We start from the raw sequence: 16,390 nt of genomic DNA, 5'->3' as shown, positions 1-16,390 counted from the left end.
GTCCCGGACGGCACCGGGAATCCCGGTGCCGTCCGGCGGCCCGGTGTCAGCCCCAGATCGACGTCGCCCACTCCGGGTGGTCGACGAACGGGTTGCGGTTGTGCTGGAACTGGTCGTAGATCTTCTGGTTGCGATCGCGCTCGAACGCGTCCGGCGGGTCCTGGAGGTTCCACTGGAGCAGCACCGAACGGCGACCCAGGTACGGTGCGCTGCCGTTGGAGACGCTGTCGTTGAGTTCCAGGTCCACGTAGCCGTCGTTGCCCTCGTACCGCACGGCCATGTAGAAGATCATCCGGGCGACGTCGCCCTTCGCCGCGTCGCGCGGTTCCCACGAGTCCGCATCGGTGCGGTTGCCCGGCGCCTCGGCCACCGCCGAACCGCCGTTGTCGAAGTCCTTGTTGCCCCGCTCGGAGTTGACCGAGACGTCCTCGGGACGCAGGTGGTGCAGGTCGGTGCCGGGACCGGTGGCGGTGCCGAAGTCGCCGTGGGACTTGGCCCAGACGTGCTCGCGGTTCCAGTCGTTCACGCCGCCGCCGTTGGTGGACTTGCTCTGCGAACGGCCGCTGTAGAGCAGGATGACGTTGGCGGGGTTGCCCGGGTCCTGGTCGGTGACCTTGAGCGCGTTCCACACCGCGTCGTAGGAGATCTTCGTGTTGGTGCGGATGATCACGTTGAGCGCGCTCTTCAAGGCGGGGCCGCTCTTGCCGAGCGCGGTGCGGTAGTAGGTGTCGTCGTAACCGCCGCCACCGCCGGTCGTGGTCGTCGGCGGGGTGGTCGGCGGGGTCGTGGTCGTGCCGCCGACACGGGCGAACGCCGTGGGCGAGGTCAGGCCGGGGTGCGAGAAGTACGCGCCGAGCGGACCGGTCACGTCGAGCCGCGCGCCGAGCAGGCCCGGGTTGGTCTTCAGCCCCCACGCCGCGCGGAACGACGACGTGATCTGCACGTAGAGCATGCGCGTGGTGTCGGTCTGGGTCGGCGTGTCGGCCAGCGCCAGCGCGTAATCGTTCGGGAAGCCGGAGCGGATCACCGTGGTGGTCGCGGTCGGCTGCCCGACGACGTAGCCGCGCACGGTCGCCGACGCACCGTTCTGCGCGGCGACCGCCTGCGCCACGGTCAGCGGCGCGGCACCGTTCGCGGTCGGGGCGAGCAGGGCCGCCGCGACGGCGAGCACGGCGGCGACCAGGGCCGCCGCGTGTGTCCAGCGTCGATTTCGCACGATCGAGAGTCCTCTCCCCGGGGTGGCATGGCAGGGCCGCCACGCAGAGTGGTCATGTGCCGACCACCCCAGGCAGAGTGACACGTCCTAGCTCTCATTCAGGTGAATCCCGGACGAAGTTCTCCCCCCTCAAAGTATTCGTCCACAGTGGACCAAAGTGTCGCCACCAAATGTGACCGACGCTCGGTTCGCCGAATACCGGGAGTTATTTATTCCGGCTTGCCGGCGAGGCGGTCCACCAGCCACTCGGCGACCTCCGGGTCGTCCACCGAGAGGACCAGCGCGTGTTCCGCCGGCACCTCCGACAATTGCGGGGTCCCGCCGACCAGCGAAACGCCGACATCGCGTCCGGCGACCACTTCGCGCAACCGCGAGGCGATCGAGCCGAGCGCGTCGTTGCGCTTCTCGACCCTGGCCCGCACGACCTCCAGCTCGGCCCGCACCCTGGCGTCCTCCCGGTGCACCCGCTCCCGCCACCGCTCGAACAGCACCGGATCGGCCCACGCGTCGCGCTCGCCCTCGCTGCCCGCGACGACCGCGCCCCGCGCGCGCAGCCGCTCCAGCGCCCGCGACACCGTGCCGGGCTGGAGTTTGAGCTGTTCCGCGATCGCGGCCGTGGTCAGCAGCTCGCCGCCCTCGGGCCGGCGCGCGAGCAGCCACCGCACCTGCCCCTCGTCCGACCAGAGCGGGTTGGTGTCGTCCTCCTCGCGCTCGGCGGCTGTCATGTGCTTGCGGCACGCGGGCGCGTACGCGTCCAGGGCCACCGACCGACGAACCACGAGTTCGCAGGGTGCGCCCGATCGCGTCGGACGGCCGCACCGCGGACGATTGATCACCGATTCCCCTCGTCTTCCCCGTCACCCGGGGCGGGCGACTCCCTGCCGAAATTAGCAGTGCCACCGACCCGGTTTGGACCATTATTCCAATCGAAACCGACATAGGAATATTCCTGACCGCATCAATGCGGAAAAGGCCCACCCCGACAACGGTAACGTCGGCCGACCGGCGGGCGAACACCATGCGGGGGGAATCGTAGGCCGGTCGTGAGGGGTGGGCGTGACACGTTCGTTCGCCGGCCGCATGGCCGAGGTACGCCTGGTCGGTCGCCTGCTCGACCGCGATCCCGGCAGCCCGACGTGGCCGCCGGTGCTCGTCTACGAGGGTGCCGCGGCGGCGGGCAAGACCGACCTGCTGCGCGACCTCGACGAGCGCTCCCTGGGCACCGTGCCGTCCGTGCGGCTGGACCTGGCCGCGCTCGAGGCCGAACTGGACGACGAGCCGCTGCCGCGCGTGCTGGCCGCGATCGCGTTCGGACTGTCCCGCCAGTGCCGCCTCTACGGGTCCCTGCGCTTCGACCGCCTGGTCGTCGGCATGCTCGCCCGCGCCCTGGCGCTCGACGGCGTCGACCCGCGCGCGGCGGCCCGCCAGGTCACCGAGATGCTCAAGGAGCGGCGCGGCCTGACCACCCTGAAGCAGGCGCTCGGCGAGGTCGCCCAGGACGCGCTCGCGTTCGTGCCCGGCGGCGCGCCGGGCGCGGGCGTGGTGACCGGCGCCGTCGGGTTCGTCGTCGACCGGCTCAGCACGTGGACCGCGACCCGCGGCACCGCGCTGGGCCGGCACGTCACGTGGTACGGCGACCAGGACCGCGGCCTCGACCGCGACCCCGTCGAGGTCCTGGTCGAACTCAACCGCGCCGACCGGCGCGACGCCGAGGACCTGCTCGTGGACGCGTTCGTCGCCGACCTGCGCGACGACTTCCGCACCGGGCGCCACAGCTCCGAATGGACGATGAACTGCCTGCTGCTGCTCGACGGCGCGGACACCGGGCTCGGCCGGGCGCTGGTCGACGCGCTGCACGCCGCCCGCCGGCGGCAGGTCGCACGCGGCGTCGTGCCGGACACGCCGCTCGCGGTCGTGGCCGCCAGCCGGGGCGGGCTGCTCTCGGCACTGTCGAAGGTGGAACGCGCGACCGTCCACACCCTGACCGCGCACGACACCCCGCTGCCCGAGGACCGGCGGGTGGTGTGGCTGCGCCGTGTGCTGCCGCCGCTGTCGCCGGACGAGGTGTACGAGACCGTGCGCGGGCTGGGCATCGACGGCCAGGGCCACCGCACCCTGGCGTCCGTGCTGCACCAGCTCACCGGCGGCCACCCCGGCGGCACGCACCTGGTGCTCGACGCGGTCGCGGCCGAGGGCACCACGGTCGTCGACCCCGAAAAGCTCCTGCGCTCCGGCGTCGAGGAGCGGCTGGGCGCGCTGCTGCTCGGCGACGTCGACGACGCGGCACTCGACGTGCTGGTCACGTGCTCGGCCGCCCGCGACCACGCCGAGGCCATGCCGCTGGTGGACCGGTTCGACGACGTGCTGCCCGCCGGGATGTGGACCGCCGACACGCACACCACGCTGTTGCGACTGCTGCTCCTGCGCCGGCTCGCCCGCCGTCCCGACGACCACCCGGACGGTCGGCGCGCGGTGCACCGCGGCCTCCGGTTGTCCGCCGAGCAGCGCGGCGACCTGGCCGGCCGGCTGCACCACGCCCTCGCGGCCGACGACGCCGACCACGTGGTGGCCGTGCTCGACGACCGGCTGGACACCGACCGCCTCACCGACTGGCTGGCCCTGCTCGACGCCGTGGTGACCGCGCCGCGACCGCCGGGCGCGTCGGCCGACCCCGCGCCGGGCGACCCGGTGCGGGTGCTGGTCACCGCGCTGCGCATCGTGACCGACCCGGTGTGCGGAGTCGGTCGGGGCGTCCTGCACTGGCGGATCGCGGGCGCCTACCGCGACCTCGCCCGCCGGGTCGGCGACCGGGCCGAGGACCAGGAGGGGCTGCTCGACCTCGTCGACCGGGTCCACCACCACGAACAGCTCGGCCGGCAGTGGCGCCGGTCCGGCCGCCGCACGCCGAAGGAGGGACCGTGACCTTTACCCCGAGGGACACCCCGCGCGGACTCCGTCGACGCCGGGTCCGGCTGACCGCGCTGCTCGTCGCGGTGCTGCTGGTGCTCGGCGTCGGCGGGTGGCTCGGCTCGCGGTGGCTCGACGCGCGGGGGGCGCGGTGCCACGGTCTCGACTCGACCGAGGGCGAGGGGTACGCGCTGTCGCTCGCGGGCGACCAGTGCATCGGCTGGATCGTCGAGGAGGACCACGCGTTCGGCTCGACCGACGAGCGGGTGAACGCCGTGATCACCGCCGTGGTCAAGGAGAACCAGCGGGTGCACGACCAGGCGGGGCGGACCGGCGGCACGCCGTACGTGCGGATCGCCGTGCTGATGCCGATGACGTCCCGTGAGGGCAGTGCCATGCGGGACAACGAGGTCCTGCACGCCTTGCAAGGCGCGTACGCCGCGCAGCGCCAGGCCAACCAGGGGCGCAGCGTCCTGGGCGACCCGACCCCGCAGGTGCAGTTGGTGCTGGCCAACGAGGGCCGCGACCAGGAGCACTGGGCACCGGTCGTCCGGCAGCTCGGCGCGCTGCGCGGCGGCGACCACCCGCTCGTCGCGGTGACCGGGATGGGCATCAGCATCGACGCGACCAAGCAGGCCGCCGACGAACTGGGCAGGCTCCAGATCCCCGCCGTCGGCGCGGTCCTCACCGCGGACGACATGACCTCGCCGCTGCTGTTCAAGACCACGCCGTCCAACGCGCAGTACACGTTGGCGCTCAAGGCCTTCCTCGACGGCAGTCCGAAAAGGACGGAGCCCGCGAAGCGCACCGGCTACCTGCTGTTCGACCGCAACCAGGACAAGTACGTGCAGAGCCTGCGGGCCGCGTTCACCACCACGTTCGGCGAGGAGTACGGGCTGAAGGGGCGCAGTGGCGGGTTCAACGGCAGCGCGTCGCCCAACGGCACCCCGCTGCTGCTCTCCGAACTGGTCCAGGACGTGTGCGCCGCCAAGCCCGACGTCCTGTTCTTCGCCGGGCGTGGCCGCGACATCGACGACCTGATGCAGGCGTTGGCCCTGCGCACCGGCTGCCGGGAACCGGACGACCCGCTGATCGTCGCCACCGGCGCCACCGGCATCAGCATCGAACCGCAGGCCCTCGACGAAGCGAACGCCATTCTGCTCAACGCCGCCGCGACCGACACCCGGGCGTGGCTGGCCGGCGAACCCGGTACGCCGAAGCACTTCGGCGAGTTCCGCACGTGGTTCGCCGGACTCGGGTTCGCCGAGGACGACCTGCGCGACGGCTACGCGATCATGCACCACGACGCCGTCGCGGCGACCGTGTGGGCGGCCCGGCGCGCGGCGCGGTCGATCGAGGCCGTCGAGGGGCAACGGCTCAAGAACGAGGATGTCGGCCAGCACCTGTACTCGTCGACGACCGATCTCGTGCCCGGCGCGAGCGGCGAGATCTACTTCGCGGAGAACCCGCCGAACGACCGGTGGCCGATCGGCAAGCCGATCCCGGTGCTGAAGTCCGGTCCGCGCTCGGACACGCTGACGACCGGTCCGGTGTACCTGACCCAGCCGAAGGCTTAGGCCGCGGGGTCCGGCACCGGCCCGGTCCGCGACCGGGCACGAGCACGACGCCATCGCCCCGGTCGCCGGGGCCACCGCGTTCCGGTCGGCGACCCGGCGGCACGGGGGTCGATCGGCGTGGACTGATCGGGTCTTTCGAGCGGGTAGGGGGTGTGCTGTGGTGAGGAATCGGGCTTTTGCCCGGTATCCCTGCCATGGAGGAGAACTGATGAGGTATCGGATCGCGGCGGTGACGGCCGCGTTGGCGGCCACCGTCGTGGCGGTGCCCGGGTCGGCGCAGGCCGCCGGGACGGTGCTGGGGGTCGGTCACCCGGCCGCCATCGCGGGCAGCTACATCGTGGTGCTCAAGCAGAAGCGGGACCTGACGGCCGCCGACTCCCTGCTCGGACGCGACGCCAAGGTCACGTACACCTACGGGCGGGCGTTATCGGGGTTCGCCGTGCGCACGGACCTGTCCGGTGCGCGGAGACTCGCGCGTGATCCGCGCGTCGCCTACGTCGTGCAGGACCACCAGGTCGACCTCGGCGGCCGGGACGCCGAGGCCGCGCCCGCGCCCGCCGTCACCGCACAGGGCCTGGGCGTGCAGACCGACCCGCCGAACTGGGGGCTCGACCGGATCGACCAGCGGTCCCGTCCGCTGGACAAGAAGTACTTCCACGCCAACACGGCGTCGAGCGTGCGGGCCTACGTCCTGGGTACCGGGATCCGTTACACGCACCAGGAGTTCGACGGCGCGGCCGTGCCCGGCACCGACCTCGTCGGCGGTGTCACGCCGCCCGGCGACGACTGCCACGGCCTGGGCACGCACGTCGCCGGCGTCATCGGCGGGCGCACCACGGGCGTGGCCAAGGACGTCACGCTGGTGTCCGTGCGGGTCGCCAACTGCCAGGGTTCGGCTTCCTACAGCCAGGTCATCGGCGGCATCGACTGGTTGACCGAGGACGCGCTGGCCAGTGGCAAGAAGGCCGTCGCCGTGGCGGTCATCGGCGGGCCGACCAACAAGGCGTTCAACGACGCCGTCACGGCGTCCATCGCGGCCGGCGTGCACTACTCGGTCATCGCGGGCGCTTCGAACACCAACGCCTGCAACTCCTCGCCCGGTGGGGTCGCCGACGCGACCACGGTCGGCGCGGTGGACATCAACGACGTGAAGACGTCGTTCTCCAACTACGGTCCCTGCATCGACGTCTGGGCGCCCGGCGCGAACATCACGTCGGCGTGGAACACGAGCGACACCGCCTACTCCACGATCAGCGGGTCGTCCGCCGCGGCGCACGCGGCCGGGGTCGCCGCGCTGTGGCGACACCGGTTCCCCGGTGACTCGGCGGTGGAGGTGGCCGCCGCGCTGAAGGCCAACGCGACGCCGGGCGTCGTCACCGGCACCAACACCGGTCCGGCCGACCTGCTGCTGCACTCGGGCTCGATCCCGGTCTGACCGGGGACGCGGTGGTCCGGCCCGAACCCGCCGGACCACCGCTGTCGCCTCACGTGTGCAGCACGTCCACGTCCCACCGGGCGACCCACTGGTCGTCGCCGAAGTCCAGGTTCGCCGTGCACTGGTAGGTGTCGCCGTCGCAGCGCAGCCGGGTCACGTCGACCGGCGCGCGGTTCTCCGCCAGGGCGGTGTGCCGGATGACCGCCGGCCACCGGGCTATCCACCGCCCGTCGCCGAACTTCAGCTTCGCGGTACAGGTGTAGGTGTCGCCGTCGCACTGGAGTTTCGTCACGTCCACGGGTGACCGGGTCTCGCCCTCCTCGTGGAACACGTCGACGTTCCAGTCCGCGATCCACCGGTTGTCGCCGAACTTCAGCTTGGCCGTGCACTTGTAGGTGTCGCCGTCGCACTGGAGCTTGATCACGTCGACCGGCGCGGCGGACGCGGGCCCGGCGGCGAACAGGACGATCGCGGCGGACATGGCCGCGGCGCCGGACAGAGCTTTGACAAGGTTCATGGGCCTCATGCTGCGCGGCGCACCGACCGTCGCAACCGGACGTCACCTCATCGTGCGGATGGCCTTCACAGGCCGGCGGCCCACTTCTCGACCTGTTCGGCGTGCTCCTCGCGCAAGCCGACGCGCGGGTCCACGTCGCACAGCAGCGTGGGCGTCGCCGCACGGGCCGCCTCGAACCGCGCGCGGGCGCGCGGGTAGCGGTCGTCGAGTTCGTCGTCGAGCCACGCCAGCGGCCGGTCGCCCGCGTACCGGGCCACCGCCGACCACTTCCACGAGCCGCCGTCGCGCCAGCCGTGCAGCGGGTCGAGGTCGCGTTCGGAGAACTCGATCACGGGCAGTTCCGGCAGGCCGATCACGGGCGCGATCCGGGTGTTGGCCTGGTGCGCCCAGGTGGTCGCCCACACCGGTTCGAGGTCGGCGCGCTCGGCCAGGGCACGCAGCAGGGCGCCGTGGTCGGGGTTGAGCCAGACCCGCAGTCCCTTGTGCCGCCGTGCCTCGCGCCCGGTGTACCAGTGGCCGGTCGAGGTGAGCCGGTGGGTGGTGAAGCCGGCCGGACGGCGGTGCCGGCGGGCCGCGTACGGGTTGAGCGGACCGTCGACGTCGAGCAGCAGCAGACCGCGCGCCACCGGAACACCCCCTGATCCCCTCGACGGAAATCGGAAAATACCACCGCGGGTCGACCGTCACCCGTGCGCGGGAGAGCGCGGAAAAGGCCGCACACCGATTACCGCACCGGCCCTGACGTGCTGCGATCCTATCGTGATGACAATCGGCGGCGCACCCGAATTCATCCGACGCCGCGTTACCGGACAAGATCGTGTCGTTTCTCACGGCGAGGCAGCCTGTTCGCCCAGGTGTGCGTTGTTGTGCTAGTCGCCACACCCGCCCGGCGGCATCGTGGGCAGCGCTCACCGGAGAGCACGCCGAGAGGAGACGCCATGCCGTCACGCCCTGCCGCGCGCAACCTGATCGACGGGAAGTGGGTGGACCGCAACCCCCGGGACTCGCTCGCGCCGGCGACCGGCGAGGTGCTCGGCGTCTTCGCGGACGGCGGCGCGGCCGAGGCCGACGCCGCGATCGCCGCGGCGCGGACCGCGTTCACCACGACGTCGTGGGCCCGCGACCGCGACCTGCGCGCCCGTGCCCTGCTGGAACTGGCCGACCGCCTCCAGGCCCGGCGCGACGAGTTCGTCACGCTGCTCGCGCGGGAGAACGGCAAGATCCTGGCCGAGGCCGCGTTCGAGGTCGACATGGCCGTGCCGAAGCTGCGGTACGCCGCCGCGCTGGCGCTGACCGACACCGGCCGGTCCGCCGAGGTCAAGCCCGACCTGTACTCGCTGACGGTGCGCCAGCCCGCCGGGGTGGCCGGGGTGATCGTGCCGTGGAACGCGCCGGTGGTGCTCGCGGTGCGCTCGTTCGCGCCGGCGCTCGCGGCCGGGTGCACCGTGGCGATGAAGATGCCCGCGCAGACCGCGCTCGTGAACGGCCTGCTGTACGAGGTGATCGCGGCGACGGAGTCGCTGCCGCCGGGCGTGCTCAACGCGTTCACCGAGTCCGGCAACGAGGGCGCGCCGCTGCTGGTGTCCGATCCGCGCGTGGACGTGGTCAGCTACACCGGCAGTACGACCGTGGGCCGCGAGATCATGACCGCCGCCGCGCGCACGCTCAAGCCGCTGTCGCTGGAACTGGGCGGCAAGACGCCCATGATCGTGTTCGACGACGCGGACCTCGACCGCGTGGTGCCCGCGCTGACCAAGGCCGTGACGACGTTCACCGGCCAGTTCTGCATGGCGGGCAGCCGGGTCCTGGCCCAGCGCGGCATCGCCGACCGGCTGCGCGCGGCGCTGGTCGAGTCGCTGGGTTCGGTGCGCGTCGGACCGGGCGACGACCCGGCCAGCGAGATGGGGCCGATGGTCGACGTGGCCGCCGCCCGGCGCGTGGACGGGATCGTGGCGGACGCCGAGTCGTACGCGACCGTGTTGGTGCGCGGCGGCATCCCGACCGAGCCGGAGCTGGCGGGCGGCGCGTTCTTCCGGCCCAGCCTGGTCGAGGTCGGCGACACGGCCGCGTCGATCGTGCAGCGCGAGGTGTTCGGCCCGGTGGCCACGTTCGAGGTGTTCGACGACGAGGCGGACGCGATCGCGCGCGCCAACGCCACCGAGTACGGCCTGGCCGCGAGCGTGTGGACGACGGACGTGGACCGCCCGCTGCGGGTCGGCCGTGACCTGGACGTCGGCACGGTGTGGACCAACACGTGGGCGGTCGTGCACGACCAGTTCGAGGAGGGCGGGTTCAAGCAGAGCGGGCTGGGCCGGCTCAACGGTGCGCGCGGCCTGGAGGAGTTCCAGGAGGTCAAGCACTTCGTCCACCCGGTGCACAGGTAATACGACACTTTCGCGGTCACATGCCATGAGGGAAGTATTCATGGCATGTGACCCGCTCATGGACTACGGATCGTCACCTGCGCCGAGCAGTTCTCATCATTTCGGCTTAGTCCGATCGCCTTTCCGGGCATCGGGTCGGGCAACCTCGCTCCGCTACCCTGGCCCGCGTGATACTCGACCCCCCGAAAACGTCCGACTTCCCCCGCCTCCAACAACGGCTCGGCGCATTGTTCGACGATGGATCGAATGATCCGCTGACCGTCGTCGTGGTGCCCAGCCTGACCCTGCACCACGACGAACTGCGCAAGATCCCCGGCGCGGTGCATTTCGAACAGCGACTGCTGTTCCAATTCCAACTCCTGCGCGACCCGCGGGTGCGCCTGGTGTACGCCACGAGCCGGGCCGTCGACGCGGCCCTGGTCGAGTACGCGCTGGGCCTGGTACCCGGTCTCGACGAGACCGCCCGGCAGCGGTTGACCCTGCTCGACTGCGGCGACGACTCCCCCGTCCCGCTCACCGCCAAACTGCTGGCGCACCCCGGCGCGCTGGCCGCGGTCCGGGCCGCGATCCCCGATCCGGACCGCGCGTACCTCGTGGTGTTCACGAGCACCGCGGTGGAACGCGAACTCGCCCTGCGGCTGGACATCCCGCTCTACGCGTGCGATCCGGAACTCGCGCCGCTGGGCACGAAAAGCCGGGGCCGCCGATTGCTGCGCGAGGCCGGACTGCCGGTGCTGCCCGGATTCGAGGATCTCTCGTCCGAACGGGAACTCGTCGACGCGCTGGCGCGGTTGAAGCAGGAGAATCCGGAAATCCGCAAAGCCGTCGTCAAACTCAACGACAGTTTCGCGGGCGCGGGCAACGCCACGTTCTCCTACGACGGCGCACCGGACGGGGACCTGAATTCGTGGATCGCCGCCCGGCTGGCGACCCGGATCAGCGCGCCGGGCGATTCCTGGGAGGGCTTCCGCGACAAGTTCGCCGCGATGGGCGGCGTCGTCGAGTGCTTCCTGGACGCACAGGTACCGCATTCGCCGTCGGCGCAGCTCGAACTGACCCCGGCGGGCGGCGTGCGGGTGCTCTCGACCCACGACCAGGTACTCGGCGGACCGGCCGGGCAGACGTTCGTCGGCTGTGCGTTCCCGGCCAGCGACCTGTACCGGACGGCCGTGCACGACCTGGCCCTGCGCGCCGGGCGGGAACTGGCCCGGCACGGCGTCGTCGGCCAGCTCAGCGTCGACTTCGTCGTGGACGAGGCCGAGCCGGACCGCGTCTACGCGTTGGAGATCAACCTGCGCATGGGCGGCGCGACGGCGCCGTTCATGTTCACCCACGGCCTGCTCGCCGGCCACTACGACGCCGAGAGCGGGCACTACCTGGCCGCCGACGGCCGGCCGCGCTGCTACGTGACCAGCGACCGCGTGCACGACGCGGCGTTCCGCACCCTGACCTGCGCGGACCTGGTCCGGGTCGCGCGCGAGCACGGCCTGGCCTTCGACCCGGCGGCGGGCACGGGCACGTTCTACTACAACCTCGGCGCGCTGCCCGACCACGGCAAGCTCGGCGTGGTCGCGGTCGGCGGGTCACGGGAGGACGCGCAGCGGCGCTACGACGACCTGGTCGCCGCGCTGCGGTCTACCGCGTCAGGAACCTGACGACCGCCACGGCGACTTCCTCCGCGCGTTCCTCCTGGGGGAAGTCGCCGCAGCCGGGCAGCAGCACGAGTTCCGCGTCCGCCAACAGCTCCCGGAACCGCCGTCCGGTCGACGGCGGCACCAGCGGGTCGTCCTGCCCGAAGAGCAGAAGCGTGGGCACGGCGCACCCCGCCAGCAGCGGCGCCAGCCGGTCGAACTCCGCGCCGTAGTCCCGTCGGAAGCCCAACCCGAACGCCGCGATCGCACTCCCCCGCTCCCGCAACTGCCGGTGGTAGCGGTCGACGGCATCGACCTCGGGGGTGAAGCCAGGGCCGTGCGCGTCCCGCCACTTGTCGCCGAACGCGGTGCGCGGGAACGCCCGCGCCAGCACCGGTCCCACGAGCGGGTTGGCCAGCAGCCGGTACAGCAGCAGGTTCGACCGCGCCTCGCCGAGCGCGCCCGCCGCCATCACCACCAGCCGCCCGACCCGCTCGGGGTGCAGCGCCGTGAACCAGGCGACCAGCGAGCCGCCCATCTGGCTGCCCGCCAGGACAGGCCGTTCCACGCCCAGGTGGTCGAGCACGCCGCCGAGCAGCGCCACGCACCGACGCGCGTCCCACTCCCGACTCCGGGGCACGGGCGACCGCCCGCAGGCGGGCAGGTCGACCAGGTACACCCGGAACCCGGAGGCCAACAGCGGCGCGACGTGCCGCCAGGTGTACGACGAGGTGAGGAACCCGTGCACCAGCACGACCGGCGGGCCGTCGACGCCGAGCACCTCGACGTGGACGTCGGCGTCGGGCAGTTCGACCAGGACGTCCGCGGTCACCGCCCACCGCCCTCGGGCTCGTCGTCGAGCAGTTCGGCCATGCGCGCCTCCAGCGCGTCGAGCCGGTCCCGGTCCGGGAACGTCCGCCGGCCGCACCGGGGCGGCGGCGGGACGACCGGCTCCGGCGGATCACCGCTCACGGGGCACCGCCGAAGAAGTCGACCACCAGGTGGTTGAAGTCGGCCGGCACCTCGACCGGCGGCACGTGGGCGGCGGGCAGCAGCACCAGCTTCGATCCCGGCACCAGGGCGGCCAGTTCCTCGGTCTGCCAGGGCGGGAACAGCATGTCCTCCCGCCCGCCGACGACCAGCGTCGGGCAGTCCACGCCGCCCAGCCACCCCGTGGCGTCGTGCGTCAGCGCCTGCCCGTAGATGCTCAGCAACGCACCGGCCGTGTACTGGTTGAACATCGCCTCGCGCAGCGCCCCCTCCCGTGCGAGCAGCTTGTCGAAGTTCGCCGCCGAGAACAGGAACGACCGCAGCACCTCCCAGAAGCCCGCGACGTCGTCGCGATCGAGGAAACCCTTGAGCATCCGCAGGAACAGCACCGTCGACCGACGCGGCGCGGCGATCGTGGACACCAGTCCCAGCCCGGACAGCCGGTCGCCGTGCCGACCCGCGAAGTGCTGCGCCACCAACCCGCCGTGCGACAGGCCGACGACCGCGGCGGTGGGGAACCCGAGCGCGTCGAGCAACCGGGCCAGGTCGTCGGCGTGCCCGGCGTTGTCCGGGAACCCGTCGGCCGAGGGCGAGTCGCCGAACCCGCGCAGGTCGTAGGTGAGCAGGGTGAAATGCCGCCGCAGCACGGGAACCTGGCGCACCCAGGTGCCCGACAGGGTCGACAGCAGCACCAGCGGCGGCCCCTGGCCCTGGAGCCGGTAGGCGATCTCGCCCCGGTCGACGGGAACGCGGTCACTCGGCATCGTCGTCCGCCTTCACGGTAGGGGTGTCCACGCGGCGTGCCGGCCGTGGACCTCCTCGATCCGGTGCCGGCGCAGCTTGGTGGTCTCGGTGACGCAGCCCTCCTCGGCCGTGGGCAGCCGCCCGACGACCGCGAACGCACGCACGCGTTCCCAGCGGTGCAAGGTCTTGTTCACCGTCGTCACGTCCGACGCGAGCGCGTCCGGGTCACGGAGCGACTCGGGGGTGAAGAACAGCAGCGCGTGCAGGCGCGTGCCGTCCACCAGCACCAGGACCGCGTGCGTCGCGCCGGTCCGCCGGCACAGCGCGTCCTCGATCGGCTTGACGAACACCTTCTCGCCGCTGCGCAACGGCACGAAGTCCCGCAACCGGCCCAGCAGCGTCAGGAAACCGTCACCGTCGAACGAGCCGACGTCACCGGTCGACACCCATTCCTCGGGATCGCGCACGACCGGCACGACCTTGCCGTCCACGAGTTCGCCGTAGCGGAACGGCGTCGGCGTCCGGACCAGGACCTCACGCGTGGCCTTGTCCAGCCGCACCGCGCCCCACGGGATCGGCTTGCCGACGGTGCCGGGCCGGTTCGCGTCCGGCCGGTTGAGGCCGATCATGCCCAGTTCGGTCGTGCCGTACACCTCGTACACCGGCACGCCCGCCTCGCGCAGGTCCGTGAGCACGGCCGGGTCGCTGGGCGCGCTGCCCACGAACAACGCCTTGAGCCGGTCGCCGAACAGCGTGGCGTACGCCCTGGCCGACTCGGTACCGCCCGCGATCGCCTTGGTGGCCCGGCCGTGCAGGTGCTCCAACGACCGCGGCACGCCCACGCTCAGCGTCGGCCGGGTCCGACCGGTGTCGGCGACCATGTGCACCGGGTCGGAGAGCACGAAGTCCAACCCCACCGACAGTCCCCAGTACAGCATCATGCGCTGCGGCAGGTGGGACAGCGGCAGGTACAGCAGCAACCGGTCACGGCCGTCGATCCCGTACAGCTCGGCGAAGCGCTCCATCGTGTGGAGCAGCGGTCGGGAGTGGACGCCGAACAGCTTGGGCTCGGACAGCGTGCCGCTCGTGGACACCACGGTGAACGGCCCGTCGGGGCGCTCGGGCAGGACCGCGTCGCCGCCGAGCGAGTCCATTGTGGAGGGATCGAGTGCGATCACGTCGAACTCGACCGCCACGTCGGCCAGGGCGGGCTGGTCGGTGAACAGCACCCGGCACCGGGCCTCGCGCGCGGCGGCCAGGACCCGATCCGGCGGCGCGCTCGGGTAGAGCGCGACGGAGATCGCGCCCGCCAGCACGCAGGCGAGGTCGGCCAGCACCCACTCGTAGGACGTCACGCCGTGCACCGCGACCGTGTCGCCCGGCCGCACGCCCCGGGCGACCAGGGCACGCGCGACGCGCACGGCGTCGCGGTGGCAGTCCGCGTAGGACCGGGTGGCGAGCACCCCGTCGCGACGCGCGACGAGGGTGCTCTCCCCGTGCCCCGGCAGCGCGCGCACGATGGCGGCGAGTCGGCACACCTGGTCGGTCATCGGCTACTCGCCCGCGGCCGTCGTGGCGGGTTCGCCCAGCAGGGCCGCGAGTTGCGCGTCGTGTTCGCCGCGCTCGACGGAGTCGGTGAACAACTGGGCGTAGGCGCGCAGCGTGAACTTCCAGATCTCCACCATCAGCTCGTAGCGCTCGTCGGACTCCGCCACGCGCTCGAACGCCTTCTTGACCTCTTCGATGTGCTCCACGTCCTCGGTGGAGTGCACCTTGAGGAACGACAGCGCGTCGTGCGTGAACGGGTACTGCACGAGCGCCTTCGCGGCCTTGGGCGCGAGTTCGGCGCCGAGCCCCTCGGTGGCGGCGGCGAACCCGATGATGCCCGCCGGATCCTTCTTCGTGGCCAGGTAGTGGTTCTGGCTCACCATGGTCCAGGTGCCCAGGCCCGGCCGGGAGCCGAGGAAGTCCGCCGGTTCCAGGCCGAGGTTGCGCAGGTCGTGCACGCACAGCCGGTCGTGGTGGCGCTCGTCGATGGCCAGGTCCAGGAACCAGTCCTGGAGCCAGCCCTCGTCGCGGCTGTAGGAGGCGGCGGCGGACAGGAAGAACGGGGTCTCGTGCACCAGGTGGTACGACTCGCGCAGGTACGCGGCGTACACCGGCTTGGTGAGCTTGCCGTCGAGGATCGTCCGGACGAACGGGTGCTCCTCGACCAGGGCGAGTTCGGCGGCGACCTCGGCGGTGGCCGTCTCGTAGCGGGTGGTCATGTCAGTCCTCCCCAAGGCCGATCTTGGCAAACACGTCGTCGAAGCGCTGCCGGGTGCGCTGGATGTAGTCGTCGCCCACGAAACCGGCCTCGATGCCCCACTGGATGGAGTCCTTGAGCTGGCCGCTCAGGTAGTTCTCGAGGTGCTCGCGGTACCAGCGGCGGTGCGCCAGGGCCCGCTGCCGGTTCTCCTCGCTCTCGGCCACCAGGCGTTTCGCGACGGTGACGCCGAACGCGACATGGCGGCGTTCCTCGCGTTCGATCCGGCCGAACTGGTAGAAGTACTCGGGCTTGTTGCGCGCGAGCTGGGCGAGTTCCTCCATGGCCAGCACGCCTTCCGCGTACAGGTTGAGGCCGATGAGGACCTCCAGCTCGTCGTCGCTGACGTAGAGCTTGTCGAACCGCGCGTCGATGTCCGGGATCCGGTACGCGTCGTGGTCGAAGCCGTCCCACGGCTGGCCGAGCTTCTCCACGCCCTCCTGGAACAGGCGGGCGTGCACGACCTCGTCGGCGGCGTGCCGCAGCAGGTAGTTCTTCTCGCGCAGGTCACCCCGGATCGGGATCCACCGGCCGCACAGGTCGATGATCTCCAGTTCCGAGTAGTAGAAGTTCACGTAGATCGTGAGGATGACGTGCCACGCGGGCTCGCCGTACCGCTCGATGATCTCGTCCTTGAGGGTGCGCCCGGAGTCGGTGGACGCCGGACTTGTCGCTGTGGTCATC

General features: G+C 71.9%; 15 protein-coding genes. 5 read left to right on the top strand and 10 right to left on the bottom strand.

Annotated features, from left to right (window positions below):
* Positions 1 to 46: 46 nt before the first annotated feature.
* Both F4559_RS36705 and F4559_RS12240 read right to left on the bottom strand, forming a co-directional pair.
* Positions 47 to 1,111, bottom strand: coding sequence for an endonuclease (locus tag F4559_RS36705; RefSeq protein ID WP_376774714.1), 1,065 nt, complete (start codon positions 1,109 to 1,111; stop codon positions 47 to 49).
* Positions 1,112 to 1,425: 314 nt separating this feature from the next.
* Positions 1,426 to 1,995 (bottom strand): MarR family transcriptional regulator, encoded by a 570-nt coding sequence (locus F4559_RS12240; RefSeq protein WP_184668511.1) that lies wholly within the window; start codon positions 1,993 to 1,995, stop codon positions 1,426 to 1,428.
* Between the two features lie 277 nt (positions 1,996 to 2,272).
* On the opposite strand from F4559_RS12240, the gene F4559_RS12235 reads away from it, so the two are divergent.
* From F4559_RS12235 to F4559_RS12225, 3 genes are all read left to right on the top strand, one after another.
* Positions 2,273 to 4,138, top strand: coding sequence for a hypothetical protein (locus F4559_RS12235; protein ID WP_184668509.1), 1,866 nt, complete (start codon positions 2,273 to 2,275; stop codon positions 4,136 to 4,138).
* On the top strand, positions 4,135 to 5,700 hold the full coding sequence (locus F4559_RS12230) for an ABC transporter substrate-binding protein (RefSeq protein ID WP_184668507.1): 1,566 nt from the start codon (positions 4,135 to 4,137) through the stop codon (positions 5,698 to 5,700). The genes F4559_RS12235 and F4559_RS12230 overlap by 4 nt, the downstream gene beginning before the upstream one ends.
* 208 nt (positions 5,701 to 5,908) lie before the next feature.
* On the top strand, positions 5,909 to 7,135 hold the full coding sequence (locus F4559_RS12225; RefSeq protein WP_184668505.1) for a S8 family peptidase: 1,227 nt from the start codon (positions 5,909 to 5,911) through the stop codon (positions 7,133 to 7,135).
* Positions 7,136 to 7,184: 49 nt separating this feature from the next.
* Here the strand turns inward: F4559_RS12225 and F4559_RS12220 are convergent, their stop codons facing one another.
* Positions 7,185 to 7,652, bottom strand: coding sequence for a hypothetical protein (locus F4559_RS12220; protein ID WP_221447208.1), 468 nt, complete (start codon positions 7,650 to 7,652; stop codon positions 7,185 to 7,187).
* A gap of 65 nt (positions 7,653 to 7,717) precedes the next feature.
* On the bottom strand, positions 7,718 to 8,278 hold the full coding sequence (locus tag F4559_RS12215) for an HAD domain-containing protein (RefSeq protein WP_184668503.1): 561 nt from the start codon (positions 8,276 to 8,278) through the stop codon (positions 7,718 to 7,720).
* A gap of 312 nt (positions 8,279 to 8,590) precedes the next feature.
* Between F4559_RS12215 and F4559_RS12210 the strand changes: the two genes are divergently transcribed.
* Together F4559_RS12210 and F4559_RS36290 are read left to right on the top strand one after the other, a co-directional pair.
* Positions 8,591 to 10,036 carry an aldehyde dehydrogenase family protein gene (locus tag F4559_RS12210; protein ID WP_184668501.1) on the top strand — a complete coding sequence of 482 codons (1,446 nt, stop codon included), beginning with the start codon at positions 8,591 to 8,593 and terminating at the stop codon, positions 10,034 to 10,036.
* A 167-nt stretch (positions 10,037 to 10,203) separates the two neighbouring features.
* Complete coding sequence (locus F4559_RS36290; RefSeq protein WP_184668499.1) at positions 10,204 to 11,691, top strand: peptide ligase PGM1-related protein; 1,488 nt, start codon at positions 10,204 to 10,206, stop codon at positions 11,689 to 11,691.
* On the opposite strand, the gene F4559_RS12200 is transcribed toward F4559_RS36290, so the two are convergent.
* The 6 genes from F4559_RS12200 to F4559_RS12175 are packed head-to-tail and all read right to left on the bottom strand — an operon-like array spanning position 11,672 to position 16,389.
* Complete coding sequence (locus F4559_RS12200; protein WP_184668497.1) at positions 11,672 to 12,499, bottom strand: alpha/beta fold hydrolase; 828 nt, start codon at positions 12,497 to 12,499, stop codon at positions 11,672 to 11,674. The genes F4559_RS36290 and F4559_RS12200 overlap by 20 nt on opposite strands.
* A complete protein-coding gene (locus tag F4559_RS12195; protein ID WP_184668495.1) occupies positions 12,496 to 12,639 on the bottom strand; it encodes a hypothetical protein in 144 nt (47 codons plus the stop codon). The genes F4559_RS12200 and F4559_RS12195 overlap by 4 nt, the downstream gene beginning before the upstream one ends.
* Positions 12,636 to 13,421 (bottom strand): alpha/beta fold hydrolase, encoded by a 786-nt coding sequence (locus tag F4559_RS12190; RefSeq protein WP_184668493.1) that lies wholly within the window; start codon positions 13,419 to 13,421, stop codon positions 12,636 to 12,638. Before F4559_RS12190 ends, F4559_RS12195 begins: the two co-directional genes overlap by 4 nt.
* A gap of 12 nt (positions 13,422 to 13,433) precedes the next feature.
* Entirely contained in the window at positions 13,434 to 14,951 is a 1,518-nt protein-coding gene (locus F4559_RS12185) for an AMP-binding protein (protein WP_184668491.1), read from the bottom strand.
* A 3-nt stretch (positions 14,952 to 14,954) separates the two neighbouring features.
* Positions 14,955 to 15,668 (bottom strand): iron-containing redox enzyme family protein, encoded by a 714-nt coding sequence (locus tag F4559_RS12180; RefSeq protein ID WP_184668489.1) that lies wholly within the window; start codon positions 15,666 to 15,668, stop codon positions 14,955 to 14,957.
* A 1-nt stretch (position 15,669) separates the two neighbouring features.
* Positions 15,670 to 16,389 (bottom strand): ferritin family protein, encoded by a 720-nt coding sequence (locus F4559_RS12175; RefSeq protein ID WP_184668487.1) that lies wholly within the window; start codon positions 16,387 to 16,389, stop codon positions 15,670 to 15,672.
* Position 16,390: the final 1 nt, after the last annotated feature.

This window comes from Saccharothrix violaceirubra (genome assembly GCF_014203755.1).
In the GTDB taxonomy this organism is placed as follows: domain Bacteria; phylum Actinomycetota; class Actinomycetes; order Mycobacteriales; family Pseudonocardiaceae; genus Actinosynnema; species Actinosynnema violaceirubrum.
This window is presented reverse-complemented; position numbering and strand designations above follow the sequence as displayed.

Excerpts from the sequence above, each read along its gene's own strand:
- F4559_RS12220 (WP_221447208.1), bottom strand. The coding sequence starts at position 7,652 with ATGAACCTTGTCAAAGCTCTGTCCGGCGCCGCGGCCATGTCCGCCGCG.
- F4559_RS12225 (WP_184668505.1), top strand. The coding sequence starts at position 5,909 with ATGAGGTATCGGATCGCGGCGGTGACGGCCGCGTTGGCGGCCACCGTC.
- F4559_RS12190 (WP_184668493.1), bottom strand. The coding sequence starts at position 13,421 with ATGCCGAGTGACCGCGTTCCCGTCGACCGGGGCGAGATCGCCTACCGG.
- F4559_RS12175 (WP_184668487.1), bottom strand. The coding sequence starts at position 16,389 with ATGACCACAGCGACAAGTCCGGCGTCCACCGACTCCGGGCGCACCCTC.
- F4559_RS12180 (WP_184668489.1), bottom strand. The coding sequence starts at position 15,668 with ATGACCACCCGCTACGAGACGGCCACCGCCGAGGTCGCCGCCGAACTC.
- F4559_RS12210 (WP_184668501.1), top strand. The coding sequence starts at position 8,591 with ATGCCGTCACGCCCTGCCGCGCGCAACCTGATCGACGGGAAGTGGGTG.
- F4559_RS12185 (WP_184668491.1), bottom strand. The coding sequence starts at position 14,951 with ATGACCGACCAGGTGTGCCGACTCGCCGCCATCGTGCGCGCGCTGCCG.